The organism is Nannocystis pusilla, assembly GCF_026626665.1.
Lineage (GTDB): Bacteria > Myxococcota_A > Polyangia > Nannocystales > Nannocystaceae > Nannocystis > Nannocystis pusilla.
The window spans coordinates 8,934,753-8,959,028 of sequence record NZ_JAPNKE010000002.1; the positions used below are offsets into that span (position 1 = coordinate 8,934,753).

Below are 24,276 nucleotides of genomic sequence, written 5' to 3' on the forward strand. Positions count from 1 at the left end.
TGCTCGCGGCGCGGAGTATGTCCCTCGAGGCGTGGTGCTCGCTCGCAGAGAGGTGCGCGTGAGCGACTCCTTTGAAAACCTGACGTTCGCGACGCGCTGGCTCGGGCGGCCGCGCGAGCACTGGGCGGAGCTCGGGTCGACGAACGACCGGGCGACGGCGTGGGCCCGCGCCGGGGCGCCGCACGGGGCGCTGGTCACCGCCGACGCGCAGACGGCGGGCCGCGGCCGCCTCGGGCGCGCGTGGGCGTCGGAGTCGGGCGAGGACCTGTACGTCAGCGCGATCTTGCGGCCCGCCCCGGGCAAGGCGATCGGGGCGCTCGGCCTGGCGGTCGGGGTGGGGCTGCGCGAGGGGCTGGCGCGGTGGCTGCCGGCGGCGCAGCTGAAGTGGCCCAACGACGTGCTGGTCGCCGGCCGCAAGCTGGCCGGGATCCTCTGCGAGGCGCGGTGGGTCGGGACGTCGCCCGAGGTGGTGGTCGGCTTCGGCGTCAACGTCGGTCGGGCGCTGTTCCCGGGCCCGCTGGCGCAGTCGGCGACGAGCCTGCGCCGCGAGCTCGAGGCGGCGGTGCCGAGCCGCGAGGAGGTGCTGGCGCAGGTGTTGCCCGCGCTGGAGCGGGCGCTCGACGCGTTCTTCGCCGGCGGCTTCGCGGCGATCCGCGGCCGCTACGAGCCGCACTGCGCGCTGGTCGGGAGGGCTGTGCTCGTGGACATGTCGAACGGGACAGGTCCGAAAGAGCAGGCGACGGCGCTCGGGCTGGCGGACGACGGGGCGCTGCTGGTCGCGCCGGCGGACGGCGGGCCGCCGCGCCGGGTCGAGTCCGGCGACGTGTGGCTGGCGCCGTGAGCCCAGATCTGGACCGCGGCCCCGTGGGTGGGGTCGGGCGGCTCGACGAGATCGCGCAATCGGGTGGTTTTGGTTTCGAGCGAGATCGCCTCTGAAGTCCCGCTATCGTGATTGCGAGCCTCGCGCGCGAGGGCTCGGATGCAGCCATCCTTCGCGGAATTCCACGAGACGCCTGTCGTATCATAGCAATGGAGCAGCACGAGGTGGGGATACTCGGGGCCCAGCTCCGCGGCACTCGGAGCGGATTGCGCGCTGCGGGCGGTGGTTCAGCGGGTGGCGCCGCGGACCAGGGCGGCGCAGGCTTCGTCGCACAGCGGGCGCCAGGCGCCGCGCTCCGGATGGGGCTGGTTCATCGCGTAGCTGAGGAGGCCGTGGCTGGTCAGCCAGGCGACCTGGGCCAGGCGGGCCGGGTTGGCGTCGGGGTGGAGCAGGCCGGCCTTGCGGTCGCGCTGCAGCTTGGCCTCGAGGGACTGACTGACGACCGCGGTGAGGGGCAAGATCTCCGCCAGCACCAGGCGCTGGGCCGCGCCGAGCGTCGGCGCCCAGGTGTAGAGGATTCGAAAGGCGTCGGGGTCGGCGAGGTAGTGCTCGACGCGGCCGCGGATCAGCGCGGCCAGGCCGTCGATGCCGCGCTCGGCGGCGATCACCGCCGCGCTCACGACCTCGACCTCGCGGCGCAGGGCCTCGATCGCCAGGGCGGCGACGACCTCCTCCTTGGCCTGGAAATAGTAGTAGAGCGCGGCCTTGCTGGCGTCGGCCGCCCGCGCGACCTGCTCCATCGTGAACGCCTCGGGGCCGCTCGCCAGCAGCACCTCGCGGGCGGCGCGGAGGATCTGCTGGCGGCGGTTGTCCTGGCGCCGCGACTTGCGGGCCAGCCGCCGCGCCTCGGGGCTCGGCTCGGCGTCGGCGGAGGTTCGAGGCTGTCCCATGCGACCTGGCTCAAGATCCATGGCTCAATAACCATGTGGAGGCCGCGCGCACGGCCTCCTTGCCGCCGCTGGGGAGGATGTCGCGGTGGCTCATGACGACGCGGTCGAAGTCCCACTGCAGCAGGCGCTCGACCGAGGCGCGGGCGGCGGCGCGGTCCTTGATCAAGGACTTCATCACCGTGGTCTGGGTCGGCTTGCCGAGGGCGCGCGTGAGGCGGAGGTAGAGCCCGGTGAGCCAGTTGGGCGAGTCTTTGAAGTAGAACACCCAGTCGGTGAGGATCAGAGTGCGAGAGGCGCGGTGGAAGAAGGCGACCTCGCCGAGCTTGGGGGCGCCCTCGAGCTCGAAGTGGTCGAGGTCGCCGGCCCAGAGCAGGTCGGGGTTCTTGGGGATGCTCTCGAGCTGCAACTCGGGGTGCTTGGCGATCGCGCCCGGGGCCGCGTAGCCGCGGGCCGAGGGGTAGGCGGCGAGGAAGGGCCCGAGGAACAGGTGGTGCATCGCGTTGGGGGCGATGACGGCCTGCACCGGCCCCAGGCTGTCGATCGCGGCCCTCAGCTCGGGGGTCAGCGCGATCGGGGCGTGGACCAGGAGGCCGCCAGAGCCGAGCCGGACGATGGTCATGCGGGCGCCGATCTGCAGGCCGAGCATGCTCAGCGGCTGTGTGGCGGTCCACAAGTTGGTGTCGATCGTCTGCAGCAAGCGGGCCTCCTTCAAAGGTGTCGAGAATCTGACCGAGGGTTGAAAAATGTGCAAGCGGCGCGGGGCGGGTGGCTCAAATGGCGATCTGGGCCTACACTGCCGGGATGTCGGAGCGGCGGATCGAGCTGGTTCGCGGGGACATCACCCGCCTCGCTGTGGACGCGATCGTCAACGCGGCGAACACGTCGCTGCTGGGCGGCGGGGGGGTCGACGGGGCGATCCACCGCGCCGCCGGGCCGGAGCTTGTCGCGGAGTGCCGCATGCTGCACGGCTGCCCCACGGGACAGGCGAAGATGACCCGCGGCTACCGGCTGCCGGCCAGGCACGTGATCCACACGGTGGGTCCGGTGTGGAACGGCGGCCACCGCGGCGAGGAGGCGCTGCTGGCGTCGTGCTATCGCAACAGCCTCGAGCTGGCGCGCGCCCACGGGCTGCGCACGATCGCCTTCCCGGCGATCTCGTGCGGCATCTACGGCTACCCGATCGAGGCCGCCTGCGCCGTCGCGGTGCGCACGATCTCGGCGTTCCTGGCCGAGGACGCCGCGATCGAGCGGGTCGTGCTGGTGTGCTTCGACGAGGCGGTGCATGACGCGTATGCGGCGATTCTGGCCGACCCTGGCACCTCGGCAAGCGTCGACGCGCACGCGCGCATGCTCGGGTGCCTGCTCGGGGCCGTGGTCGGCGACGCGCTCGGTGTCCCCGTCGAATTCCGCAGCCGCGAGCAACTGTCCGCCGACCCGGTCACGGGGGTGCGAGGCCACGGGACCTACAATCAGCCGCCGGGCACGTGGTCGGACGACAGCTCGCTGCTGCTGGCCACCGCCGACAGTTTGATTAATCACGGGTACGACCCGCCGGACATGATGGGGCGGTTCCTGGCCTGGCTCAAGGGACAGGCTTATACGCCGCACGGCGAGGTGTTCGACGTCGGCATCGCCACCCGCAGCGCGATCGCCCGCTACGCCAATGGGGCCCCGCCCGAGGCGTGGGGGCCGCAGCGAGCGCGACAACGGCAACGGCTCGCTGATGCGGATCGCCCCGCTGGCGCTGTTCACCCGCGCGCTGACGCCGGCGGAGATCGTCCGCTGCAGCATGGAGGTCAGCGGGCTGACGCACGCGCACCCGCGCTCGCAGCTGTGCTGCGCGTACTTCTCGCTGCTGCTGGCGCTGGTGGTGCAGGGCTGGTCACTGCAAAAGGCGATGGCGCAGGCGTCGCGGCACCTGGCGCCGTTCGTGCCCGACGAGGAGCGCGACGTGTTGAAAGAATTCTCGACGGGTCGATCGTCGAGGCGCCGGCGTCGGCGATCCGCGGCAGCGGCTACGTGGTGCATTGCCTCGAGGCGAGCCTGTGGTGCGCGGCGAATCACCGGAGTTATGAAGAGGCGGTGCTGGCGGCGATCAACCTCGGCGAGGACACCGACACGACGGCGTCGGTGACGGGAGCGCTGGCGGGGGCGATGCACGGGCTGGCGGCGATCCCCGAGGCGTGGCTGCGGGCGCTGGCGTCGCGCGAGTACGTGGAGACGATCTGCGCGCGGCTGGTCGAGCGCATCGAAGCAGGGCGCAGCTGATCGACGGGCGCTCGCTGCCGCCGCGCGCGCGGCAGCGACGAGCGCTCGCTGCCGCCGCACGCGGGGCAGCAAGGTCGCGCGCGCGATGGGACCGTAACCTCGGCGATCCTCGCGGCGAGATCGGACGGGACTTCGGTGATGCGAGACCCGCCCGCGCGGTCGCAGAGGTGTGAGGCGTCGGGCCGCACGTGGTGGGCTCGTCTCACGGCCGGGTAGAGCGTTCGGGACATCCTCGAGGTCCGGGAGGTCGCGCCTTGCGGCGAAAAGGTCGTGGTCTCGGACAAGCCGGGCCCGAAGGCGTGGCGCACGGTCCTTCCTCGCGGCCCGAGGTCAGCGCGAGGGCAGACGGGTCGCGTGCAGGGCCGCCGGCGAGCGGTGCGCGCTTGCGCCGCGTCGCGCCGGCGTGTCATTTTGGCGCCGACCATGCCCCCGCGAGGTGGTTCGAGCGAGGCGCCGCGCTCCTTCGTGGAGGAGGCGCGGCGCGCCCAGATCGTGCAATGCACGATCGAGATCATCGCCAGCATGGGCTACGCGCAGGCGTCGCTGGCGACGATCGCGGAGCGGGCGGGGATCAGCAAGGGCGTGATCTCGTATCACTTCGCGGGCAAGGACGAGCTGATCGCGCAGGTCTATACGTCGGTGATGACGAAGGTGACGCAGCTGGTGCTGCCGACGGTCGCGGCCCAGGCACGCGCGGCGGGCAAGCTGCGCGCGTACATCGAGGGCAGCATCGCGTTCATCGCCGGCCACGGGCAGGAGGCGGTGGCGCTGCTGGAGATCTGGAACGGCCTCCGCACGAGCACCGGGCAGCAAGTGCTCGACGCGCGCACGTACGAGCCGGGCCTCGAATTGTAAAGGCGATCTTCCTGGAGGGGCAGGCGGCCGGAGAGTTTCGCCGTTTCGCGCCGCGGCCGATGGCGGTGGCGGTGCGCTCGGTGATCGACGGGGTGCTGATCCAGCGCGCGACGTACGGGGAGAAGGTCGATCTCGCCGAGGCGTCGCGCGAGGCGGTGGCGCTGTTCAGAGCGGCGACGCGCGCGACGCCCGACGACACGATTCGCTCGAAGGGCCCGACCCGCCGCGCGCGGCGCTGACAGCGATGCGATTCGCTCGATCGCCGGGCCGTGGCCTGGTCCCACGCGCGTGGTGACGATGGTTCCTCGCGATCGAGCGATGGATCGGTCGAGGCGCGGGCCGACGAGCGTAGGCCCAGCTCGCCGACGAGGGTCACTCGTCGTCGTGGGCTTCGATGAATTCGACCAGCGCGTCGCGGAAGCCGGGGTCGATGAGGGTGGTGATGTGGCCGCGGCCGGGGATCACTGCGCTCACGAATTGCGGCAGCTCCCGGACCATGCGCACGGTCTTCGAGTAGGGCCGGTCGAACTCGCCGTTGACCGCGAGCACCGGGAATTCGATGTCCGTGAGGTCGACGGGCGGCGGGCCCCACTGGCCCCAGCCGACCGCGAGCGCCTCCATCGCGGCGTCGTCGAGCTCCGGCGCCTCGAGCGTACCTTCCTCGATCATCTTTAAAAGTTCGGTCTCCTCGGGGTCGACGCCGACGGGGTCGAGGGCCTCGGCGGCGGCCTTCAGCGCCTCGTCGGCCTCGGCCACGCCGGTGCCGCACAGGCTGGCGGTGATGAACCGCTCGGGGGCGGCGTTCAGCAGCACCGCGGTGATGTTGCCGCCCATCGAGTAGCCGGCGATGTGGGCCCGGTCGATGTCGAGGTGGTCCATCAATTCGACGATGTCGGTGAGCATGCGCCCGCCGTAGGCGGCAGGGTCGTGCGGCTTGTCGCTGTCGCCGTGGCCGCGCTGGTCGAGGAGGATGACGCGGTGATTCTCGGCCAGCGCCTGAGCGATGCCGGGCGCCTGCCAGGTCGCGTCCGCGGTGCTGGTGTAGCCGTGGAGCAGGACGACGGGGCTGCCGTCGCCGGGGTATTCGACGTAGTGCAGGTCGATGCCGTCGCTGGCGAGGAACCGGGCGTCGACGGGCTCCACGGGGGTCGAGCCGGATGAATCACCGCAGGCGGTGAGGGCGGCGAGGGCGAGGATGAGGGGGTCGGTCTAGACAAGGGAAGTCTCCTATTGCCGGCAGCGCGCGTGGACGCGCTTGGGTTGGCCGATCGGTCAAAAAAATAGTCGACTGGTCAGATCGGGGCAACGATTCGGCAGCGACCGGCGGTCTGCCGCGCGAACGCGGAGAAACCGGGGCTGGGTGTCCATGCGGCGGACAATGCCGATGAGGCTGCCGCCGCGGCGGGACGAAAACCTGGCTCTTGCGCCATGTGACTGCGCAGGCGATCTCGGCGTCTTCACGCGACGGAGGTGCCGGGCCTGCTTCGCGCGTCCGCGAGGTCCCGGCTCGGAGGTCGGGAGCGCGGAGGGGCTCGACCCTGGGCAGGAGGAGGAGGGCTGCCGCGGGTGATACGATGTGCCCTGTCGGCGGCGGGTTCGGTCAGCGACACCATCGCCGCCGAGCCGTCGGCGGAGCGCTCTCCGCGACGTGCGGCGGGTGCCGACCGGCCGATGTTGCGACATGTCCTCGCGGACAGGTCTCAGTCGGCGAGCAGGCGCAGGCGGGTGACCGGGAGGGCGGCCTCGACGAGGGCGGCGGCGAGCGGGCCGTCGGCGACGGGCTCGGTCAGCATCACCATCGCGGCCGAGCCGTCGTCGGAGGGGGTCTCCTGCGACATGCGGCGGATGCTGACGCCGTGGCGGCCGAGGCAGGCGGCGACCCGGCCGAGCACGCCGGGGACGTGCGGGGCGCGGAAGCGCAGGTAGTGGGCGCAGACGACGTCGGCCAGCGGGCGCAGGGCGATCGGAGCGGGGATGGCCGAAGGGACCTGTCCCGTGGGACCTGGCCGGGAGTACAGGCCGGCGAGCAGGTCGCGGGCGACCTCGAGGATGTCGGACACGACGGCGACGGCGGTCGGCATCATGCCGGCCCCGCGGCCGTAGTAGAGGCTGGGGCCGAGCGCGTCGGACTGCACGAGCACGGCGTTGAAGGCCCCCTGCACGCCGGCGAGGACGTGGCCGCGGGGGACGAGCGTGGGGTGGACGCGGAGGCCGACGCCGTGCTCGTCGCGCTCACCGATCGCGAGGCTTTTGATAATGAACCCGAGCTCGGCGGCGGCGCGGATGTCGAACGCGGTGATGTGGGAGATCCCCTCGGTGGGGATCGTCGCCGGGTCGACCTGCACGCCGAAGGCGACGAGGGCCAGCAGCGCCAGCTTGTGGGCGGCGTCGCCACCGCCGACGTCGAGCGTGGGGTCGGCTTCGGCGTAGCCAGCCGCCTGGGCCCCCGCGAGCGCGTCGGCGAAGCCCGCGCCGGTGCGGGTCATGGCGTCGAGGATGTAGTTGGAGGTGCCGTTGACGATGCCGCACAGACCGGTGATCCGGTCGCTGGCGAGGCCCTCCCGCAGGCTGCGGAGCAGGGGGATCCCGCCGGCCACGCTGCCCTCGAAGACGACCGCCCGGCCGACCCGCGCGGCCTCGGCGAAGATCTCGGCGCCGCGCTCGGCGAGCACCGCCTTGTTGGCGGTGACGACGTGCTTGCCGGCCCGCAGCGCGGCCAGGATGTAGCTGCGCGCCGGTTCGACGCCGCCCATGAGCTCGACGACGATGGCGATGTTCGGGTCGCCGAGGACATCCTCGATGTCGGTGGTCAGCAGCTCCGGCGCGACGTCGACGGCCCGCTCGCGCGCACGGTCGCGCACGAGGACGCGACGGATCGTAAGGGGCACCCCGAGGCGGGCCTCGATGCGCGCGCGGTGTTCCGCGAGCAGTCGCACCGTTCCCGCGCCGACGTTGCCGAGGCCGAGGATGCCGACGCCGAGGGCTTTCACGCGCCGACAGTACCAGACGGGCAGCGATTGTGCGACGCTGGCGGCTGCGATGAACGCGCCCGTCGATGTCAGTGGAACGCCGTTCAGGACCATGCCCCGGGCGCCCGGCCTGCCGTGGCTGGGCAGCATGGTCGACATCGCCAGGAAGACCAACTTCGTCGGCATGACCGACCTGGTGCGCCGCTACGGGGCGCCGCTGTCGGTCCACTTCGGCAAGATCGTGGTGGTGCCGACGGTCCGGCCGGAGCACGCGCAGCACATCCTGGTGGAGAGCCGCGGGGCGTATCAAAAGCTGGCGGAGATCGACGGGCTGCGATTGTTGGTAGGGCAGGGTTTGTTCTCGTCCGAGGGCGAGACGTGGACCAGCCAGCGGCGCCTGATGCAGCCGCACTTCACGCCGAAGGCGGTGCAGCGCTACGTCGACGACATGCGCGGCGCGGTCGAGCAGATGCTGCAGCGCTGGTCGCACGAGACGGAGATCGAGGCGCTGTTCGAGTCGATGCGGATGGCGATGGACGTGATCGGCCGGACCATGTTCGGGGTGCCGGAGATCGGCGACGCCGGGCCGATCGGGCGCGCGATCGGGACGGCGCTCGAGCTGGCCAGCCGGCGCCTGTTCGAGCTGTTCACGCCGCCGCTGTGGATCCCCACGCCGCAGAACCGCCGGTTCGTCGCGGCCAAGAGAGGTCGACGCGTTCATCTACGACCTCATCGGCAAGCGCCGCAAGGGCGCGTCGGGCTCGGAGCAGCGCGACCTGCTCGACGTGCTGATCGCCGCCAGCGACGACGAGTCGGGCCGCCGCATGAGCGACGAGCAGCTGCGCGACGAGGTGATGACGGTGTTCATCGCCGGCCACGAGACGACCGCGGTGTCGCTGACGTGGGCGCTGACGCTGCTGGCCCGCCACCCCGAGGTGATGGCCCGCCTGCAGGCCGAGGTCGACGCGCTCGATCACGACCTACCTGGCCTCGAGGACATCCCGAAGCTGCCCTACACGCGCCAGGTGATCGACGAGACGCTGCGGCTCTACCCGGCGGTGTGGGCGATCCCCCGCACCGCGGCGCGCGACGACGTGCTCGGCGGCTACCCGATCGCCAAGGGCTCGATCATCACCGTGATGGTCCACGAGCTGCACCGCCAGCCCGACGTGTGGCCCGACCCCAACCGCTTCGACCCCGACCGGTTCGCGCCCGGGGCGGCGCAGGCCCGCCAGAAGACGGCGTACATGCCCTTTGGGGCAGGTCATCGCATTTGCATCGGCATCCACTTCGCGCTGCTCGAGCTGGTGATCGCGCTGGCGGCGGTGGCCCGGCGCTACAGCTGGCGGCTCGTGACGCCGGAGGTGCCGAGCGTCGGGGTCAGCACGCTGCGGCCGGCGCGGCCGGTTCGGCTCGCGCTGGCGGCTCGGCGGGCAACCGCACCGTGAAGACGCTGCCGTGGCCGAACTCGGAGCGGACGCCGATGCTGCCGCCCATCATCTCGACGAGGTGCTTGCACAGGGCGAGGCCGAGGCCGGTGCCCTCGTAGCGGCGCCGCGGCGACGAGTCGACCTGCGTGAAGGGCTCGAAGATCCGCCGGTGGTCGCCCTCGCGGATGCCGATGCCGGTGTCCTCCACCGCGAACACGACGAAGCGGGCCGGGCCGACCTCCTCGCTGCGCACGTGGACGGTGACGCGGCCGCGCGCGGTGAACTTGAGGGCGTTGCCGATCAGGTTGATGAGGACCTGGCGCAGCCGGCTGCGGTCGAGCGTGGCGTGCAGCGGGGCCGGCGGGCCATAGACCTCGAGCACGTTGCCGCGAGTGCGCGCGAGCGGCTGCAGCGCCTCGGTGACCTCGCGCGCGACGTCCTCGGGGGCGAGCTGCTCGCGCCGGAGGTCGAGCTTGGTCGCCTCGACGCGCGAGAGGTCGAGGACGTCGTCGATGAGCCCGAGCAAGTGCTGGCTGGCGCCGACGATCTTGACGAGGTCGTCGCGCATGTCCGGCAGGCCCTGGGCGTCGGCGTCCTCGACCAGCATCTCGGCGTAGCCGATCACCGCGTTGAGCGGGGTGCGCAGCTCGTGGCTCATCGTCGCCATGAAGGCCGACTTGGCGCTGTTGGCCGCGACCGCCTGCTGGGCGAGGATCCGCGCGCGCTCGATCTCGAGGTCGGCGTGCTCGAGCTGGGCCGCCGCCGCCTCGGCGCGGGCGATCGCCTCGTCCTTGGCGAGGTCGGCCAGGTGGCTGAGGCCGTGCACCGCGAGGATCGTCATCGCCCCGTAGATCGCGGTGGTGGTGGCGTAGCGGTCGGGGTCGTGGAACTGCGGCAGGACGTCGGTGAAGTGGTCGGCGAAGAACAGCGCGCACACGCCGACCAGGCAGATCGCGCCCCACAGGTGACCCGCGCGGCGGCCCGCCATCTGCGCCGCGAGGAAGGGCACGATGGCGAGCAAGATCCAGTAGGGCGAGGCGAAGGCGCCGGTGGTCGAGACGGCGTAGACGGTGCCGGCGAACACGCAGCCGGTGATCCAGTGGCCGGCCGCCACGGGCGTGCCGCGCCGGCGCAGCAGCCACGGGCCCACGAGCGTGAGCGCGAGGGTGCCGACATCGGCGGCCAGCGAGGTGATGCGGCCGATGCCCGTGGTGGTGGCGGCGATGACCGGCACGGTGAGCGCGCAGGCGAGGACGACCAGCCAGGCGGTGCCCTCGATGAGGAGGGCCCTGCGGCGCATCTCGTGGTCTTCCAGCAGCGCGGGCGGCAAACCGCGCTCGAGCAGGGCGATCAGCCGGCGCGACCAAGTTGGCTGGCGCTTTGCCATCCGGGGCCGAGAGCATAACGCAGCGGTTGTCGCGGTGCGACGTGGGCCACGTCGCGAGGCCGGTGCGCTTTACAGGGCGCGGTCGCCGTGGTCTCGTTGCGCGCCATGACGACCCCTCAGAGCAGTGTTCCGACGCCTCCCAACGGCAAGACCCTGGTGACAGGCGCCAGCGGCCACGTCGGTGCGAGCCTTGTGCGACATCTGCTGGCCGCGGGCGAGGATGTGCGAGTGCTCGTGCATCCTCGGCACAACAATCGGGGCGTGGAGGGTCTGCAGGTGGAGCGCATCGAGGGCGACCTGCTCGACGCCGACGCGGTGGCTCGCGCGGTCAAGGGTTGCACCCGCGTGTATCACACCGCGGCCAAGGTCTCGGTGCTGAGCCCGACCGAGCCGCAGATGCGCGACCTGTGGAAGATCAACGTGATCGGCACGCGCAACGTGCTGCGAGCGGCGCAGCGGGCCGGGGTGGCGCGAGTGGTCCACACCAGCTCGTTCTCGACGATCGGCTTCGACCCCGACGACCCGCAGCGGCCGTGCAACGAGGACATGCCGTTCTACCCGTTCGTCGAGTGGATGCCCTACTCGCGCACCAAGGTGCTGGCCGAGCACGAGGCGCTGCAGGCGTGCGCCGACGGGCTCGACGTGGTGATCGCGGTGTCGACGGGGGTGGTCGGGCCGTACGACTATTTGCCGTCGCGCACGGGCAAGGCGATGATCGACTTCTCGCGCGGCAAGCTGCGGGCGATCATCCCCGGCGGCTACGAGGCGGTGACGACCGAGGACCTGGCGCGCGGGCACGTGCTGGCGATGGAGCGCGGGCGCACCGGTCAGCGCTACATCTTCAGCACCCGCTACGTGACGATGGACGAGATGCTGGCGCTGTTCGCCGAGCAGATCGGCACCGACCGGCGGCCGATCGCCCTGTCGCCGCGGTTGATGTCGGCGGTGGCGCGGACGATCTCCAAGCCGATGGCCAAGCTGTTCCCCAACGTGCCGCAGCACCTCACGCCCGGCGCGGTGTTCGTGCTGACGATGCAGCGCCGCGCCGACACCTCGCGCGCGCAGCAGGAGCTCGGCTTTCAGCCGGGCGACCTGCCGGCGGCGGTGCGCGCGTGGTACCGCTTCTTCGTCGACGAGGGGATGATCGCCCGCTGAACGATCAGTGGGTGTGGGCCTCGAACTGCAGCTCGAACACCGCCTTGGTCTCCTTGGGCAGCGAGGTGTGGAGCTTCCAGCCGACCGAGGCCTTGGCCAGGCAAGCCTCGATCTTGCCGATCGAGAGGGTCGACCAGTTGACGCGGGCGAGGGTGGCCTTGCCGGTCGCGTCGAAGTGGACCTGGAACTGCATGATGCCGGCGAGCTCGGGGTCCTTAGCCAGCGCCTGTTCGTAGCAGGCGCGCCACGGGCCCGACCGCTTGCGCGCGTACTGCTTCAGCTCGTTCTTGTCGAGGCCGGCGTCGCCGGTGATCGTCGGGCCGTCGATGTGGATCCGGGCGATGAGGCGGCTCTCTGCCAGCTCCTCCTTGGTCGGCGGCGGCAGGTCGAGCGAGGCGGTCAAGGTGACCTGAGAGACAGGTGCCTTCTTCGGCTCGGGCTTGTCGGTGTGCACGCCGCCGCCGCGCTCGGTCTCGGCGAGATCGAGGCCGCCGAAGTGCTTGCTCGTGCGCGGCGGACCGCCGGTGGCCTGGGCCCACCAGGCGTCGTCCTGGGCGTTCTTGTAGGCCCGCTGGCCGTTCTTCATGTTGACGGTGTACTCTTCGATCGCGTTGACGAAGCCGGGGTCGCCGAGGGCTCCGGCGACGCGGTCGTAGTCGAAGCGGCGATCGAAGCGTGAGCCGACCCCGGGCTTGGTCGGGCGGCGGGCGAACGCTGCCGGTGACGACGGCGCGACCAGGCCGCTGGCCTCGTCGACCGCGAAGCCGACCGGCGGCGATTCGGGCTCGGGCGCGGGCTCCGGCGGGCGCGCGGGTTTTTCGACAGGGCGGGCGGCGGCGACTCGCGGGGTCGTGATGGGTGGAGGTTGCGGGGTCTGCTCGTTCTTCTTCGGCGCCGGCGTGATGTAGCGGGCGGCCAGCTCGATCTGCGCCGCGTGGTCGAGCTCGATCGTGGCGATCGGGGAGTGATCGATCCACCACACCCAGCCGCCCACCAGCAGCGCCGCGCCGATGTGACTGAGCCAGGTGAGGCGGTCGAACTCGAGCGGGTTGTGCGGCGCGTCGGCGGGCGGGACCTGGGAGATCTCGAAGGCCAGCTCCCCGAGCTCCACGACGGCCTTCGCGCCCGCGGGCAGGGCGAGCGAGCGCCGGCCCTGCGCGGCTGCCTCGGCGAGATCGATCGAAGCGTCGCCGTCGATCGTGCCGCGCACGCCGGGCGGGAGGCCGAGCACGAAGCCCTGCTCGAGGGCGATGATCAGCGGGATGCCCTCGGCCGGGGCGCCCGGGACCGCGACCGTGAAGTCGGCCTCGGGGCCCTCGCCGAGGGTGTAGCGGGCGCGGGCGCGGTCACGCCAGCGGACCAGGCCGACGACCAGCGGGAGCAGGCCGGCGGCGATCAGGAAGGCGCCGAGGCCGGCGCCGGCGCCCACGCTCGGACAGGGGGGCAGCTCGCACTGCGCCGCGGCCTCGACCTGAGCCAGCCCGCGCAGGGCGAGGGCGAAGCCGAGCAGGAGGAGGGCCGCGCCGCCGCCGAGGAGGGCGGCCGGGGACACTGCCGGCGGCTCGCTCCAGCGGACGTGCTGCACGTCGACGACCCGGCCGCGATAACGGGCGACCACCTCGGCGACGGCTGGGACGACAGGGGTCACGCTGGGAGCGCTCACGCAGGAGGGTGTCACGTTCGAGGACGGGGAAAGTTCCCGCGCCTGTGAGATCGACGACAATGGGTGGGCGCGTGAAACCGGCCGCTGTTCGCTGGGGTCGCGCGGCCGCGGTCGGCCGAGTCGGTGGGAGATGTCCGTAAGAGCATGTCCGATCGGGCATCCGCGGAGGGAGAGGTCGTGAGGCAGCGTCGATCGCCCCGCGTATTGCTGAGGCCGCTGCTCGGGCAAGCTGGCGATCATGCGCAGGTTCGTGGGTGCGTCGCTGGTGTGGCTCGTGGCGTGTGGCGGCGGGGACGGCAGCACGGGCGCGACGACGTCGACCGCCGAGGGGCCGAGCACGGGCGCGGGCACCGAGGCGACGAGCACCACGACCGGCGGGGCGACGAGCGAGTCGCCGACCGACACGGGCGAGGCGACGAGCACCACGGCGTCGCCGACATCGACGACCACGAGCACGACCGACGCGAGCAGCACGACCGGCGATCCGGTGGTGGGCTGGCGCAGCGAGCTCTATCCCGAGGACTGGACGCCCGAGTTCATCGGGCCGGACGGGCGCTTCCTCCACGACTTCTCGTACGCGGGCTATCGCCTGGCCGCGGCGGTTCCGGGCAGCGAGCTGCCGGCGCTCACGATCGACGCGGTGCGCGACCACGGGGCCGACGCGACGGGCCAAAGCGACGCCACCGCGGCGCTGCAGGCCGCGCTCGACGCCGCGGCCGAGGCCGGCGGGGCGGTCGTGCGCCTGCCGGCGGGGCTCTACCGGGTCGACGGGCGGCTCACCGTGAACGCCTCGAACACCGTGATCGCCGGCGTCGGGGCCGAGCAGAGCCGGCTGTGGTTCACTGCCTTTTCAGACATGTCCTATGAGGCACATCTGACCTTCGCCGGCGCGCCTGCATCGGGGCCGACGTCGCGCTGGCCGAGGACGGCCAGGTGCGCGCGCGGACGATCACCGTCGCCGACGCGAGCGGTTTGAAGGTCGGCGACGAGATCGCCATCGGCTGGCAGATCTCCCCGGCCTTCGTCGCCGAGCACGCGATGAACGGCACCTGGATGGTCTTCAACGACACCTGGCAGCCGTTCTTCTGGCGCACCGTCACCGCGGTCGACCCGGACAGCGGCGCGGTCGAGATCGACGTGCCGCTGCGCTACCCGGCGCTGGTGCGCGACCAGGCCAGCGTGCGACCGGTGACGGGGCTGCTGCGCGAGGTGGCGTTGATGGACGTCGGGGTCGCCAACGCGGTCGGCTGGGAGGACGCGTGGTCGCAGGACCAGGTGTACGCGGTGGCGATGCTCGGGGTGCGCGACGCGTGGGTGATGGGCGTGAAGTCGTTCGTGTCGCCGGGTGCGCCGGCCGAGGGCAAGGGCTCCGGGCGCCACCTGCAGTCGGGCGGGCTGACGATCCAGCGCAGCGCGCGGGTGACCGTCGCCGACAGCACGCTCGAGCTGGCGCAGCACCGCGGCGACGGCGGCAACGGCTACCTGTTCGAGGTGATGCAGAGCGGCGAGGTGCTGGTGCGCGACTGCGTGGCGCGGGCGGGCCGGCACAACTTCGTGCAGAACTGGGGCTTCGGCGCGACGGGGATCGTGTGGCTGCGGGTCCACTCGTCGGAGGGCAAGGCGGTGGCGCTGATGGGCAGCGAGTTCGGGACGGTGGGGCTGTCGGAGTTCCACCACTCGCTGGCGACCGCCAACCTGCTCGACCAGAGCGTGGTCGACGACGGCTGGGGCGCGGTCAACCGTCTGGCGTGGTCGAGCGGGGCCGGGCACAGCGCGACGCAGTCGGCCGTGTGGAACGCGAGCGGCAAGGGCGTGGTGCGCTCGCGCCAGTTCGGCCACGGCTACGTGATCGGGGTCGGGCCGCAGCTGACGGTCGAGACCAGCCTCGAGTCGCCCGACGCCGCCGGGACCGCGCCCGAGGACTGGGTCGAGGGCCCCGGCCAGGTCGGCGTGCTCGACCCGCCGTCGCTGTACGAGGACCAGCGGCGCGCCGTCTCGGCGGCTGAAAGCTTTCAAAGACCATGAGATGTCCGAAAGGACATCTCGACGATGGCGGCGTGTGCAGGGTTTGTGTCTGAAAAGACATGCCTGTTCGCACATGCGCGAACGGGCATGCTTTAAAGACATGCCCGTTCGGGAAGGTGCGGCCTCAGGGCCGCGGGCGGCTCAGTTGACCGAGGCGGAGGCGGAGGCCTTGACCTTGACCTTGCCGCCGCTGCCGCTGTCGCCCTGGATCTTGCCGGTGTCGACGACCTCGCCGGTCTTGAGCGGGAACACGGGCGGGGTGTTGGGGTCGCAGTCCGGCGGGGGGCCGAAGCCGTCGGCGTTGAAGTCCCACTCGAGGTCGCCGGAGCCCTTGGGGTTCTTGCTGTTGGCGACGATGCGGACGGTGTGGGTGCCCTTGCGCGCCGGGGTGCAGTACGACAGCAGGTAGAAGCGCTTGGTGTGGCGCTCGATGCGGTCGGCGACCTTCTCGAAGGCTTGCTTGACGCCGGCCTGCTCGGTGGCGAGCTCGGTGCCGTCGCGGCCGATGTCGCCGAGGCCGGCCTTCTTGATCTCGGCGCCGACGCCGATCGCGTAGATCTCGTAGTCCTTGTACTGCTCCTTGAGCAGCTCCTGCTTCATGTCCTCGCGGCTGAAGCGGGCGGCGCGGTCGGTGCCGTCGGTGAACACGACGAGAGTGCCGAACTTGAGCGGCTTCTTCTCCTTGTCGAGCGACTTCTTGAGCTCCTTGAGGCCCTCCATGACCGCGCCGTGCAGGTTGGTCGAGGGGTCCTTGGGCTTGTAGGTGCGGAGGCCGTCGAGGCCGCCGGACACGGCGCCCTCGGACTCGGTGAAGGGCGTCACCGAGTGCAGCTCCTTCTCACCGTCGAACGCGTAGACGCCGACCTTCTGGGTCTTGCCGACGCGGTCGGTGAACAGCTGGGCGGCGTCGACGAAGCTGGTCGGCCGAGCCCGACTCCGACACCGAGCCGGACACGTCGAGCAGCAGCATGGTGTACATGACCGCGGCGACCTCGGGGTTCTGGATGACCTGCTTGCTCTCGTAGGTCGAGACCAGGTCGCCGTCTTCGTAGATCTGGAAGTCCTCGGCCTGGAGGCCGGCGACCGGCTCCTCGTTCTGCTCGACGGTGAAGAACACCCACACGTTGTTGGGCTTCTTCTGCGCCGAGTTCAGGCGAGTGAGGGTCAGCGAGGTGCAGGCGACGAACGGCACGGACAGCGCAGCGCAAAGAGCGATGCTGCGACCGATCCGCCGCGAATCGAAAAGTCGGGAGAAGGCGCGGCGAATGCGCATGGTGAGGGGCGTGACGGGCGGCACGGCCCCAATTCGTCCGACGGGCCCCCGCTTGTCAATCGCCCGGACCCCCCCGCGCCGACTTACGGCGCTTTTGTGGCAATTCGCGCCGCCGCCGGGCGCGCCTTGAATTCATGCGCCGGGCTCGCGAGGCGAGCCTGGTCCGCAGGACCTGCCCCCAAGGCCAGCTATGACCAGCAGCACGGCTGCTCTTCGTACTCCTCCAAGTTGTCGCCGCCCCACGGAGAGAAGCTGGGCGCGACCGTAAACGGGGCGTCATCCGCGGCGGTCATCCCCAGCGGGAGGTTCGGGTGCTCCCGATGGTCGGGGGATTGATGGGTCTCGTTGTGGTCACGCATGGCTTCCTCTGTCGGAACGGGTGAGGCACCGTGACCCCCTGCATGGTATGCCCACGGCGAGAAGCAATCGCGCTGCGTGCGCCGCGCATAATTTGAAAAAGGCGCCACAAACGGGTCGTAGCCAGGTTGGCGGCGGCTGCGGTGGCTGCGCAAAAAGCGCCGTTCACAGACTGCGCAAGACGCGACGTTTGGCCGAGCGGTTTCGCGCGCGGTGAGCGCCGCGCCGGTGATTGCTGCGAGGGCGTGCTCGGCGGGGGGGACGTGGGGGTCGCGAGTTCGTCGCTGTGGGCTGCGAGGGGCGAGGTGCGGCGGCCGGGAGGCCTGGGCAGCGAGGCGACGTCCTGGCGGACCGCGGCGTGCGAGCGCGACGGGTCGGCGGGGTGCGGCGGGGGTGATGGGGCGATGCATGGAATCGACATTCGTCGTAGTTGCGATGCCGACGAATGCGCGCAGCGTAGGCCAGGCTGGTTCGGCGCGCCAGCCAACTGCGGTTGGTGATCGGCGCTGGAGTTGCCAACTGCAGTTGGGAATCGACGGAGGCACCAAGCGGAGTTGCGTCGGCGACTCACATCAAAGTGGGGCTGGATTCATGCGAGGCGGCTTGTGACGGCGATCGAGCGCGTGCTAGATCTGCTGGCGAATCGACGGACCGCCCGTGCTCGCGGCGGTGCGTCGAATGTTCGGGCCCGGCTGTCGAGCCAGGCTCTACGAATGCTTGTATCGCGTCCGGGAGGTCGATCGTGTCCATCTATCTGCGCTTTTCTCTGTTCTCTGCCTGCATCCTCGGCTGTCTCCCGTCCGGCCAGGTGCAGGGCGACGCTGCCGAGATCGACAGCGACACCGACACCAGCGGCGATGACGAGTCGACGGGCGCGCCGGTCGAGGACGACGCCGTCAGCACCTCCGGGGAGCTGCCGGATCCGGTGATGACCGTCACCGGCGCGACGGACGAGGACTTGCCGGAGGCGCCGAGCCTCTCGCTGGGCTTCTCGGCGATCAAGCAGTTCGACTTCACGTGGTCGCCGAGCGCCGGGGCTCGCCATTATCAGTTGCTCGAGCAGGGCGGCGAGGCGGGCGAGGTCGTGCTGGCCGACGAGATCCTGGGCACTTCGCTGTCGCTGGCGATGCCGCTGCACCTCCAGGCGGGGGCGAGCTACGTGGTGCGGGCCTGCAACCAGGTCGGCTGCAGCGACTCGGAGGTGGTCCGCGTGACGTCGGCGATGGTCGCGGCGGTCGGCTACCTCAAGGCGGGCAACCCCGACAAGAACGATTACTTCGCGGCGAGCGTGGCGCTCTCGGCCGACGGCGAGACGCTGGTGGTCGGGGCGCCGCTCGAGTCGAGCTGCGCGTCTGCGGTCAACGGCGACGCGTCCGACAACGGCTGCACGGAGGCGGGCGCGGCCTACGTGTTCGTGCGGACCGGGCAGACGTGGACGCAGCAGGCATACCTCAAGCCGTTCAACCCGGGCTCGCAGGACCAGTTCGGCGGCGTGGTCGCGATCTCGGGCGACGGCGAGGTGGTGGCGATCGGCGCCTGGGACGAGGACAGCGGGGCGTTCGGCATCGACGGCGACGCCGGCGACGAGCGCGCCCACCTCCGGGGCCGTCTACTTGTTCGCGCGCAACGGCAGCGGCTGGTCGCAACAGGCGTACCTCAAGCCGTCGAACACCAAGCCGGATGCGTGGTTCGGCGCGAGCCTGGCGTTGTCGACCGATGGCGACGTCCTGGCGGTGGGCGCTCCGGGCGAGAGCAGCAGCGGGAGCGGGGTCGACGGCATCCAGACGGACTCGGCCGCGCCGGTGTCGGGCGCGGTGTACGTGTTCGCCCGCGGCGAGGACGGCTGGTCGCAGCGCGAGTTCGTGAAGGCGTCGAACGCCGAGGCGGAGGACGGGTTCGGAACATCGGTGGCCCTCGCGGGCGATGGCCGCACTCTGGTGGTCGGCGCGCCGGGCGAGGACAGCGGCGTCGCAGGCGAGGACGACTCCCCGCACGACAACGCGGCGCCGTGGAGCGGCGCGGCGTACGTGTTCACGGCGGACGACGGGGAGTGGTCGCAGCGCGCGTACCTCAAGGCGTGGAACGCGGACGCCAGCGACTTCTTCGGCGGGGTCGTGTCGATCTCGCGGGACGGACAGACGATCGCGGTCAGCGCCGACAGGGAAGGCAGCGCGGCGACCGGCATCGACGGCGACGAGACCGACAACAGCGTGCCCGAGGCGGGGGCGGTGTACCTGTTCGCGCGCGCCGGTGGGTCCTGGGTGCGCGAGGCGTACGTCAAGGCGCCCGACACCGAGCCGGACCGCTTCGGCACGAGCATGGCGCTGTCTGCCGATGGCTCGACGCTGGCAATCGGTGCGCCGAGCGAAGACGGGGCGGACGTGGGCGTCGGCGGCGATCCATCCAACAATTCGCGCAAGGACTCCGGGGCAGTGTTCGTGTACCGCCGCACGCCGGGCTCGTGGCAGCTGCAGAGCTACGTCAAGTCGCCCAACTCGGACGAGAAGGATCGCTTCGGGCTGGCGCTGGCGCTGTCCGGAGACGGGACGACCCTGGCGGTGGGCACCTCCGACGAAGCGAGCCTGGCGACGGGCGTGGGCGGGGACCAGAGCAACAACTCGGGCCCGCGTACGGGGGCGGTGTACTTGTATTGAGGGAAGAAGGCCGAGGCGACGGCTCTCAGGGAGTGGTGTTACGCGTGAAGCACGCTGCGCGGCGGGGAAGAGCCGCGCAGCGGGGAAGCACTGCGCGGCATTGACAGGCGACGTTGACCCTGCGATGGCAAGGCGCGTGACGGCCGGTCGCGCTCTCGCCGAACTGCCAGCCGCGTGGGCGCTGGCACGAGCGCTCACGCTGACGGCCGGCGCGGAGGCGCTGCGCCGCGGAGTGCCCGTGTACGTCGGCCTGCTGGCCGTCGGGGGGATGCTGTTCGGCGGCAACGGACTGTCGGCCAAGACGGTGGTCGAGGGGGCCGAGGCGTCACCGATGGCGCGCGCGCTGCTTTGGGGCGCTTGGCTCGTCGCGCTGACGCCGACCATGGCGGCCCTGTGGCAGACGAAGTCGAGCTTGTGGTTGCGCTCGCTGCCGGCGCCACGCACGTGGCACCTGGCGATCCTCGTCGGGTTGTCGATCGTGGCCGAGTCGATGTGGACGATCCTGTGGGGAGTCGGCGGCGGAGCGCCGGCGGCCGCAGGGGCGCTCGGCGGGGCGCTGGCCGGACACGGGGTGCTGCTGGCACGACCTGCGGGGATCCGCGGGTGGGTGATCGTGGCGGCGACGATGACGGGCCTGCTCCTGGCTCCGTCCTCGGTGCTGGCAGTGGTGAGCTGGCCGATCGCCCTGTTGACGCTGCGGTCGGCGTGGCTGGCGGCTCCGACGCGCTCGGCGACAGGGCGCGGGCTGGCGCGCGGGCTGCCCGGGCCGTGGCTGCTGGCATTGGCGCTCGGGCTCAGCGTGGCCCGCGGGCAGGCGACCGTGCTGGCCCGCGCAGCGCTGGTGATGGCATTGGCGGCGGCGGCGGCGTGGCTGGCGGCAGGCACGAATCAGGTGAGCGATCCGGCGGGGCTGCAGGTGTATCTGTGCGGGTTCATGGTGCCGGCGGGATTGGTGGCAGGATCGGCGGTGAGCGGGCCGCTCCTCCGGATCGAGCAAGCAGCATCGTGGCTGCTGCGGACGGCCGGAGCTTCGGCGCAGGTGCGGCGAGGGGCGGCAGCGCTGACGCTGGGGGACTGGGAGCCGGGCTCGGGGCCGTCTGTGGGGCGGGGCTCGCTCTGGGGCGCGCGCCTTCGGCAGCGCCGCGACTGCTGCTGGCGGGCGCGCTGGCGGGCGCGAGCCTGCTGGTGTTCGCCGGACTGGCGGCGCGCTGGACCGAGCGATTCGGCAGCCGCGGCCCGGGACGGTTGGTGCTGGTGCTGCTGCTGACGGCGACGCTGGCGGTCGCGTCACTGGCGTGGTGGCCGACGACGGCGGTGCTCGGGTGGGCGCTGGCGACTTTCATGATATGGCTGATCGGACATGTTCGATCGAGCAGCACGGCGACGGCGAAGGCGGGTGAGACGGTGGTGCTGGAGATGCTCGGGGTGCGCAAGCGGCTGGGGACGCGGATCGTGCTCGAGAAGGTCGACCTGCGCTGCGCGGCGGGCGAGGTGCGGCTGCTCCTGGGCGAGAACGGGGCGGGCAAGTCGACGCTGCTGCGGATCGCGGCAGGGCTGGTCGAGCCGGACCGCGGCTCGGTCACGGTGGCAGGAGCGGCGCTGAGCGACGGGACGGCCGCTCGACGCGCGCTGGGCTACGCGCCCGACACTGCCGATGCATTTCCGGACCTGGGAGTGCGCGAGCTGCTGGCGCTGGTGGCGGCGATCAAGCGCGCGCCGCTGCCGAGCCCGCAGCTGTGCGAGCGCCTGGGCCTGACGCGGGTGATGGATCAGCGGATGCGAACCTTGTCTTTCGGACAGGTCAAGCGGACGTACCTGGCGGCGGCGACGATCGGCGCGCCGCCGCTGTGGATCCTCGACGAACCGAGCAACGGGCTCGACCCGGAGGGCGGCGCGCTGGTGGCGACGCTGCTGCACGAGCACGCGGCCGCAGGCGGAGCGGCGCTGGTGGCCACGAACGACGCCCGCTTCGTGTCGCTGTGCCCCGGGCGAGTGGTGCGACTGATCGATGGGACGCTGCGCGAGGAGCCGGGCGCGGAGGGGTGAGGACGCCGGGAGGCGTGCGAAGTGCTGCGAGCGTATCCTGTAAAGACGAGCGCGAGGCCGTGGTGGGATGGATCGGTGGGGCGCTGCACGAGGTGCGGCGAGCGTAAAAAGGGCGAGTGCGAGGCCGTGGTGGGATGGATCGGTGGGGCGCTGCGCGAGGTGCGGCGAGCGTAAGAAGGGCGAGTGCGAGGCCGTGGTGGGATGGATCGGTGGGGCGCTGCGCGAGGACTCGTGCGCGGATGGCAGGAGATTCGCGAAGGATGCCGCTTGCATGCCCGCGACGAGCGGTCTCAGAGAGCCGCGGGGCGGTACCAGGCGATCGCGTTGTCCCACAAAGCGCGGCGGGCGAGCTCCGGGCCGAGGGCCTCTCGCAAAAGGTCGAGGTCGTCGCGGGTGAAGGGGCGGGGGCGCGGGTGGAAGGGAGGTCGGTGCCGAACATCAGGGCGCCCGGATCGACCGCGGCGATCTGGCGCAGGACGCCGGCGACGTCGAAGTCGACCCGGCCGAAGCCCGTGGCCTTGACGCGGACGCCCCGCTCGACCAGGGCGAGCAAGGTGGGCAAGCCGGCGGCGGACAGGCCGAGGTGGTCGATGCTGACCCGCGGTAATGCACACAGTCGCGCGGCGAGGCCGGGCAGGTCGGCAGAATCGACGTAGAGCTCGACGTGCCAGCCGGCGAGGTCGTAGACGCGGCGGGCCAGCGGTTCGAGGTCGGCGAGGTCGGCGGAGCCGCCGCGGCGCAGGTTGAAGCGCACTGCCCGAACACCGCGGTCGTTCAGGCGCAAGACTTCGGCGTCGGCGACGTCGGCCGAAAGCTGGGTGACGCCGACGTAGGTCGGGCCGAGGCGTGCCAGAGCGTCCTCGAGGTAGGACTGATCGAAGGCCTGGAACGAGCCCGAGACGACGGCGCCGCCGGTGATGCCGAGAGCTGTCGCATGGGACATGTACTCGGGGACATCGAAGGGCGCGGGCAACCAGCCCCGGTTGGGGACCAGCGGGAAGCGCGGGTCGATGACGTGGAGGTGGGCGTCGAAGATCATGAGACTGCGGCGCGGTGGCGGCGGCAATCCTCGCGTAGCACGGCGAGGGCGCGGTCGTGCGGGTATTCGCCCGCCAGACCGGCGAGCACCTGCTCGGCCTCGGCCATGCGCCGCTCGTCGATGGCGCGCACGGCGGTGACGACCGCGCCCCGGGTGATTCGCTTGTCGGCGCGCGGGCCCGGCGGGTCGGCGGCGAAGAGCTCGAAGATCGCCGGCGGGCGCTGCTCTCCAGGCGCGCGACTGCTGCCGAGCGGGCGGCTGTCGCGGGCGAGGTCGGACGGGAGGCGAGCGTGCACGGCGTCGGTGACGAGGAGGTCGACGTCGAAGCGCCGCGTGAGCCCTTCGAGGTGGGCGGCGAGGTGGAGCGCGCCGGCGACGACGGTGCCCTGCATGCGGCCATCGACGCCGACGAGGCCGAGAGTGACGGAACCGAATTGGACGCCGACGCCGAGGTCGACGCCGAGGTCGCGCGCACAGGCGAGGAGGGCGAGGGCGGCGCGCACGGCCTGGGCCGGCGAGTCGGGGAAGACGGCGACGAGGCCGGCGCCGAGGTACTTGTCGACGACGCCGCCGTGGGCGTGGATCGGCGGGACGATGGCGGCGAACAGGCGGTTGAGCGCGGCGAAGGGGGCGTCGGCGGGACCGCGCGGACCGACGCAGACGACGGTCATCTCGCGCTCGACCCGATCGCCGAGCGCGGCCGCGGCGACGTCGTCGCGCCCGAGCAGGGTCAAGAGGCGCGCGGGGACGAAGCGGGCGCAGGCGCTGCTCAGGGCGCGCTCGCGGCGGTGGAGGGCGGCGATCGCAGTGAGGTCGCGGTACGAGCGGACGGCGCCGACGACGGTGGTGGCGAGTCGCCGGGCGGTCAGCTCGGTCTTGTCGCGGTAGTCGTGGATGTCGTAGTCGGACATGACCTTTTGTTCAGGTGCAAGCCCGGGCTGGCCGGTGCGCAGGACGATGCGGACGTGCGGGTCGCCCAGCGCCTCGCGGATCCACCGCGCCAGCTCGAGGCCGGCGTGGTCGGACTCCATGACCACGTCGAGCATGACCACGCCGATGTCGCGCTCGGCCGTCAACGCGTCGCGGGCCGCGGCGGCGCTGTGGCGCGAGCGCAGGGCGATCGGCCGGCCGTCGACGGCGAGGCCGGCGAGGGCCAGGCGGGTGACGTCGTGGACCTCCGGGTCGTCGTCGACGATCAGGATCTTCCAGGGAGGCGCGGACGGGGGCGCGGGGGCGGGCTCGTCGTCGGCGGCGAAGCGGACCAGGTCGTCGTCGTGCGGGTGAGTCATGAGTCTCCGGGGCGCGCGGGGAGGCGGACGACGTCGATGATTGCCGCGGAGCAGGTCGTGATCGTCAGGCGGGTCATGATTGCCGCGGAGCAGGTC

At 71.7% G+C, this 24,276-nt stretch carries 22 protein-coding genes and 4 pseudogenes; 14 read left to right on the plus strand and 12 right to left on the minus strand.

Translation table 11 applies throughout. The features are described 5' to 3' along the window. Positions 1-31: 31 nt before the first annotated feature. Positions 32-841, plus strand: coding sequence for a biotin--[acetyl-CoA-carboxylase] ligase (locus OV079_RS39450; protein WP_267774820.1), 810 nt, complete (start codon positions 32-34; stop codon positions 839-841). Between the two features lie 266 nt (positions 842-1,107). Here the strand turns inward: OV079_RS39450 and OV079_RS39455 are convergent, their stop codons facing one another. Next, entirely contained in the window at positions 1,108-1,770 is a 663-nt protein-coding gene (locus OV079_RS39455; RefSeq protein ID WP_267774821.1) for a TetR/AcrR family transcriptional regulator, read from the minus strand. Between the two features lie 10 nt (positions 1,771-1,780). Next, the gene (locus OV079_RS39460; protein WP_267774822.1) at positions 1,781-2,467 is read right to left on the minus strand and encodes a DUF4336 domain-containing protein; all 687 of its coding nucleotides are present in this window, start codon (positions 2,465-2,467) and stop codon (positions 1,781-1,783) included. Positions 2,468-2,571: 104 nt separating this feature from the next. Here OV079_RS39460 and OV079_RS59345 point away from each other — a divergent pair. From OV079_RS59345 to OV079_RS39480, 4 genes and pseudogenes are all read left to right on the plus strand, one after another. Continuing rightward, a pseudogene (locus tag OV079_RS59345) lies at positions 2,572-3,078 on the plus strand (O-acetyl-ADP-ribose deacetylase); the annotation flags it as partial. Positions 3,079-3,493: 415 nt separating this feature from the next. Then, entirely contained in the window at positions 3,494-3,904 is a 411-nt protein-coding gene (locus tag OV079_RS59350; RefSeq protein WP_420829577.1) for an ADP-ribosylglycohydrolase family protein, read from the plus strand. A gap of 557 nt (positions 3,905-4,461) precedes the next feature. Further along, positions 4,462-4,893 carry a TetR/AcrR family transcriptional regulator gene (locus tag OV079_RS39475; protein ID WP_267774824.1) on the plus strand — a complete coding sequence of 144 codons (432 nt, stop codon included), beginning with the start codon at positions 4,462-4,464 and terminating at the stop codon, positions 4,891-4,893. A gap of 71 nt (positions 4,894-4,964) precedes the next feature. Continuing rightward, positions 4,965-5,132, plus strand: a complete 168-nt coding sequence (locus OV079_RS39480) for a hypothetical protein (RefSeq protein WP_267774826.1) — start codon at positions 4,965-4,967, stop codon at positions 5,130-5,132. A gap of 133 nt (positions 5,133-5,265) precedes the next feature. Here the strand turns inward: OV079_RS39480 and OV079_RS39485 are convergent, their stop codons facing one another. Both OV079_RS39485 and OV079_RS39490 read right to left on the minus strand, forming a co-directional pair. Continuing rightward, positions 5,266-6,036, minus strand: a complete 771-nt coding sequence (locus OV079_RS39485) for an alpha/beta fold hydrolase (protein WP_267774828.1) — start codon at positions 6,034-6,036, stop codon at positions 5,266-5,268. Between the two features lie 557 nt (positions 6,037-6,593). Continuing rightward, the gene (locus OV079_RS39490) at positions 6,594-7,883 is read right to left on the minus strand and encodes a homoserine dehydrogenase (protein WP_267774829.1); all 1,290 of its coding nucleotides are present in this window, start codon (positions 7,881-7,883) and stop codon (positions 6,594-6,596) included. Between the two features lie 127 nt (positions 7,884-8,010). Here OV079_RS39490 and OV079_RS59355 point away from each other — a divergent pair. Beyond that, positions 8,011-8,505 (plus strand): annotated as a pseudogene (locus tag OV079_RS59355) (cytochrome P450); the annotation flags it as partial. A 76-nt stretch (positions 8,506-8,581) separates the two neighbouring features. After that, positions 8,582-9,310, plus strand: coding sequence for a cytochrome P450 (locus OV079_RS39500; protein WP_267778756.1), 729 nt, complete (start codon positions 8,582-8,584; stop codon positions 9,308-9,310). Here the strand turns inward: OV079_RS39500 and OV079_RS39505 are convergent. After that, positions 9,243-10,679 (minus strand): sensor histidine kinase, encoded by a 1,437-nt coding sequence (locus tag OV079_RS39505; RefSeq protein ID WP_267774832.1) that lies wholly within the window; start codon positions 10,677-10,679, stop codon positions 9,243-9,245. The two genes, OV079_RS39500 and OV079_RS39505, sit on opposite strands and share 68 nt — an antisense overlap. Before the next feature lie 105 nt (positions 10,680-10,784). Between OV079_RS39505 and OV079_RS39510 the strand changes: the two genes are divergently transcribed. Then, complete coding sequence (locus OV079_RS39510; RefSeq protein WP_267774833.1) at positions 10,785-11,834, plus strand: NAD-dependent epimerase/dehydratase family protein; 1,050 nt, start codon at positions 10,785-10,787, stop codon at positions 11,832-11,834. Positions 11,835-11,838: 4 nt separating this feature from the next. On the opposite strand, the gene OV079_RS56595 is transcribed toward OV079_RS39510, so the two are convergent. After that, complete coding sequence (locus OV079_RS56595; protein WP_267774834.1) at positions 11,839-13,482, minus strand: AgmX/PglI C-terminal domain-containing protein; 1,644 nt, start codon at positions 13,480-13,482, stop codon at positions 11,839-11,841. Between the two features lie 253 nt (positions 13,483-13,735). Between OV079_RS56595 and OV079_RS39520 the strand changes: the two genes are divergently transcribed. Both OV079_RS39520 and OV079_RS39525 read left to right on the plus strand, forming a co-directional pair. Then, positions 13,736-14,473, plus strand: a complete 738-nt coding sequence (locus OV079_RS39520) for a glycosyl hydrolase family 28-related protein (RefSeq protein ID WP_267774835.1) — start codon at positions 13,736-13,738, stop codon at positions 14,471-14,473. Further along, positions 14,431-15,522 carry a hypothetical protein gene (locus OV079_RS39525; protein ID WP_267774836.1) on the plus strand — a complete coding sequence of 364 codons (1,092 nt, stop codon included), beginning with the start codon at positions 14,431-14,433 and terminating at the stop codon, positions 15,520-15,522. Before OV079_RS39520 ends, OV079_RS39525 begins: the two co-directional genes overlap by 43 nt. Positions 15,523-15,663: 141 nt before the next feature. Here the strand turns inward: OV079_RS39525 and OV079_RS39530 are convergent, their stop codons facing one another. The 4 genes from OV079_RS39530 to OV079_RS39545 form a co-directional block, all read right to left on the minus strand. Continuing rightward, complete coding sequence (locus OV079_RS39530; protein WP_267774837.1) at positions 15,664-16,344, minus strand: vWA domain-containing protein; 681 nt, start codon at positions 16,342-16,344, stop codon at positions 15,664-15,666. A 16-nt stretch (positions 16,345-16,360) separates the two neighbouring features. Continuing rightward, positions 16,361-16,714 (minus strand): hypothetical protein, encoded by a 354-nt coding sequence (locus tag OV079_RS39535; protein ID WP_267774838.1) that lies wholly within the window; start codon positions 16,712-16,714, stop codon positions 16,361-16,363. 269 nt (positions 16,715-16,983) lie between these two features. Further along, the gene (locus OV079_RS39540; protein WP_267774839.1) at positions 16,984-17,154 is read right to left on the minus strand and encodes a hypothetical protein; all 171 of its coding nucleotides are present in this window, start codon (positions 17,152-17,154) and stop codon (positions 16,984-16,986) included. 748 nt (positions 17,155-17,902) lie between these two features. Beyond that, a complete protein-coding gene (locus OV079_RS39545) occupies positions 17,903-18,169 on the minus strand; it encodes a hypothetical protein (protein WP_267774840.1) in 267 nt (88 codons plus the stop codon). 205 nt (positions 18,170-18,374) lie between these two features. On the opposite strand from OV079_RS39545, the pseudogene OV079_RS59360 reads away from it, so the two are divergent. The 4 genes and pseudogenes from OV079_RS59360 to OV079_RS39560 all read left to right on the plus strand — a co-directional run. Next, positions 18,375-18,692, plus strand: a pseudogene (locus OV079_RS59360) (hypothetical protein); the annotation flags it as partial. A gap of 73 nt (positions 18,693-18,765) precedes the next feature. Beyond that, positions 18,766-19,806 (plus strand): FG-GAP repeat protein, encoded by a 1,041-nt coding sequence (locus tag OV079_RS39550; RefSeq protein WP_267774841.1) that lies wholly within the window; start codon positions 18,766-18,768, stop codon positions 19,804-19,806. Between the two features lie 136 nt (positions 19,807-19,942). Beyond that, positions 19,943-21,073 carry a hypothetical protein gene (locus OV079_RS39555; RefSeq protein ID WP_267774842.1) on the plus strand — a complete coding sequence of 377 codons (1,131 nt, stop codon included), beginning with the start codon at positions 19,943-19,945 and terminating at the stop codon, positions 21,071-21,073. Next, entirely contained in the window at positions 21,061-21,852 is a 792-nt protein-coding gene (locus tag OV079_RS39560) for an ABC transporter ATP-binding protein (protein ID WP_267774843.1), read from the plus strand. Before OV079_RS39555 ends, OV079_RS39560 begins: the two co-directional genes overlap by 13 nt. A 290-nt stretch (positions 21,853-22,142) precedes the next feature. On the opposite strand, the pseudogene OV079_RS59365 reads toward OV079_RS39560, so the two are convergent. Both OV079_RS59365 and OV079_RS39565 read right to left on the minus strand, forming a co-directional pair. After that, positions 22,143-22,891, minus strand: a pseudogene (locus OV079_RS59365) (amidohydrolase family protein). Beyond that, positions 22,888-24,180, minus strand: a complete 1,293-nt coding sequence (locus OV079_RS39565) for an adenylate/guanylate cyclase domain-containing protein (RefSeq protein ID WP_267774844.1) — start codon at positions 24,178-24,180, stop codon at positions 22,888-22,890. The pseudogene OV079_RS59365 and the gene OV079_RS39565 overlap by 4 nt, the downstream one beginning before the upstream one ends. Positions 24,181-24,276: the final 96 nt, after the last annotated feature.

Excerpts from the sequence above, each read along its gene's own strand:
- OV079_RS39520 (WP_267774835.1), top strand. The coding sequence starts at position 13,736 with ATGCGCAGGTTCGTGGGTGCGTCGCTGGTGTGGCTCGTGGCGTGTGGC.
- OV079_RS39565 (WP_267774844.1), bottom strand. The coding sequence starts at position 24,180 with ATGACTCACCCGCACGACGACGACCTGGTCCGCTTCGCCGCCGACGAC.
- OV079_RS39510 (WP_267774833.1), top strand. The coding sequence starts at position 10,785 with ATGACGACCCCTCAGAGCAGTGTTCCGACGCCTCCCAACGGCAAGACC.
- OV079_RS39540 (WP_267774839.1), bottom strand. The coding sequence starts at position 17,154 with ATGCGTGACCACAACGAGACCCATCAATCCCCCGACCATCGGGAGCAC.
- OV079_RS39475 (WP_267774824.1), top strand. The coding sequence starts at position 4,462 with ATGCCCCCGCGAGGTGGTTCGAGCGAGGCGCCGCGCTCCTTCGTGGAG.
- OV079_RS39505 (WP_267774832.1), bottom strand. The coding sequence starts at position 10,679 with ATGGCAAAGCGCCAGCCAACTTGGTCGCGCCGGCTGATCGCCCTGCTC.
- OV079_RS39455 (WP_267774821.1), bottom strand. The coding sequence starts at position 1,770 with ATGGGACAGCCTCGAACCTCCGCCGACGCCGAGCCGAGCCCCGAGGCG.
- OV079_RS59350 (WP_420829577.1), top strand. The coding sequence starts at position 3,494 with ATGCGGATCGCCCCGCTGGCGCTGTTCACCCGCGCGCTGACGCCGGCG.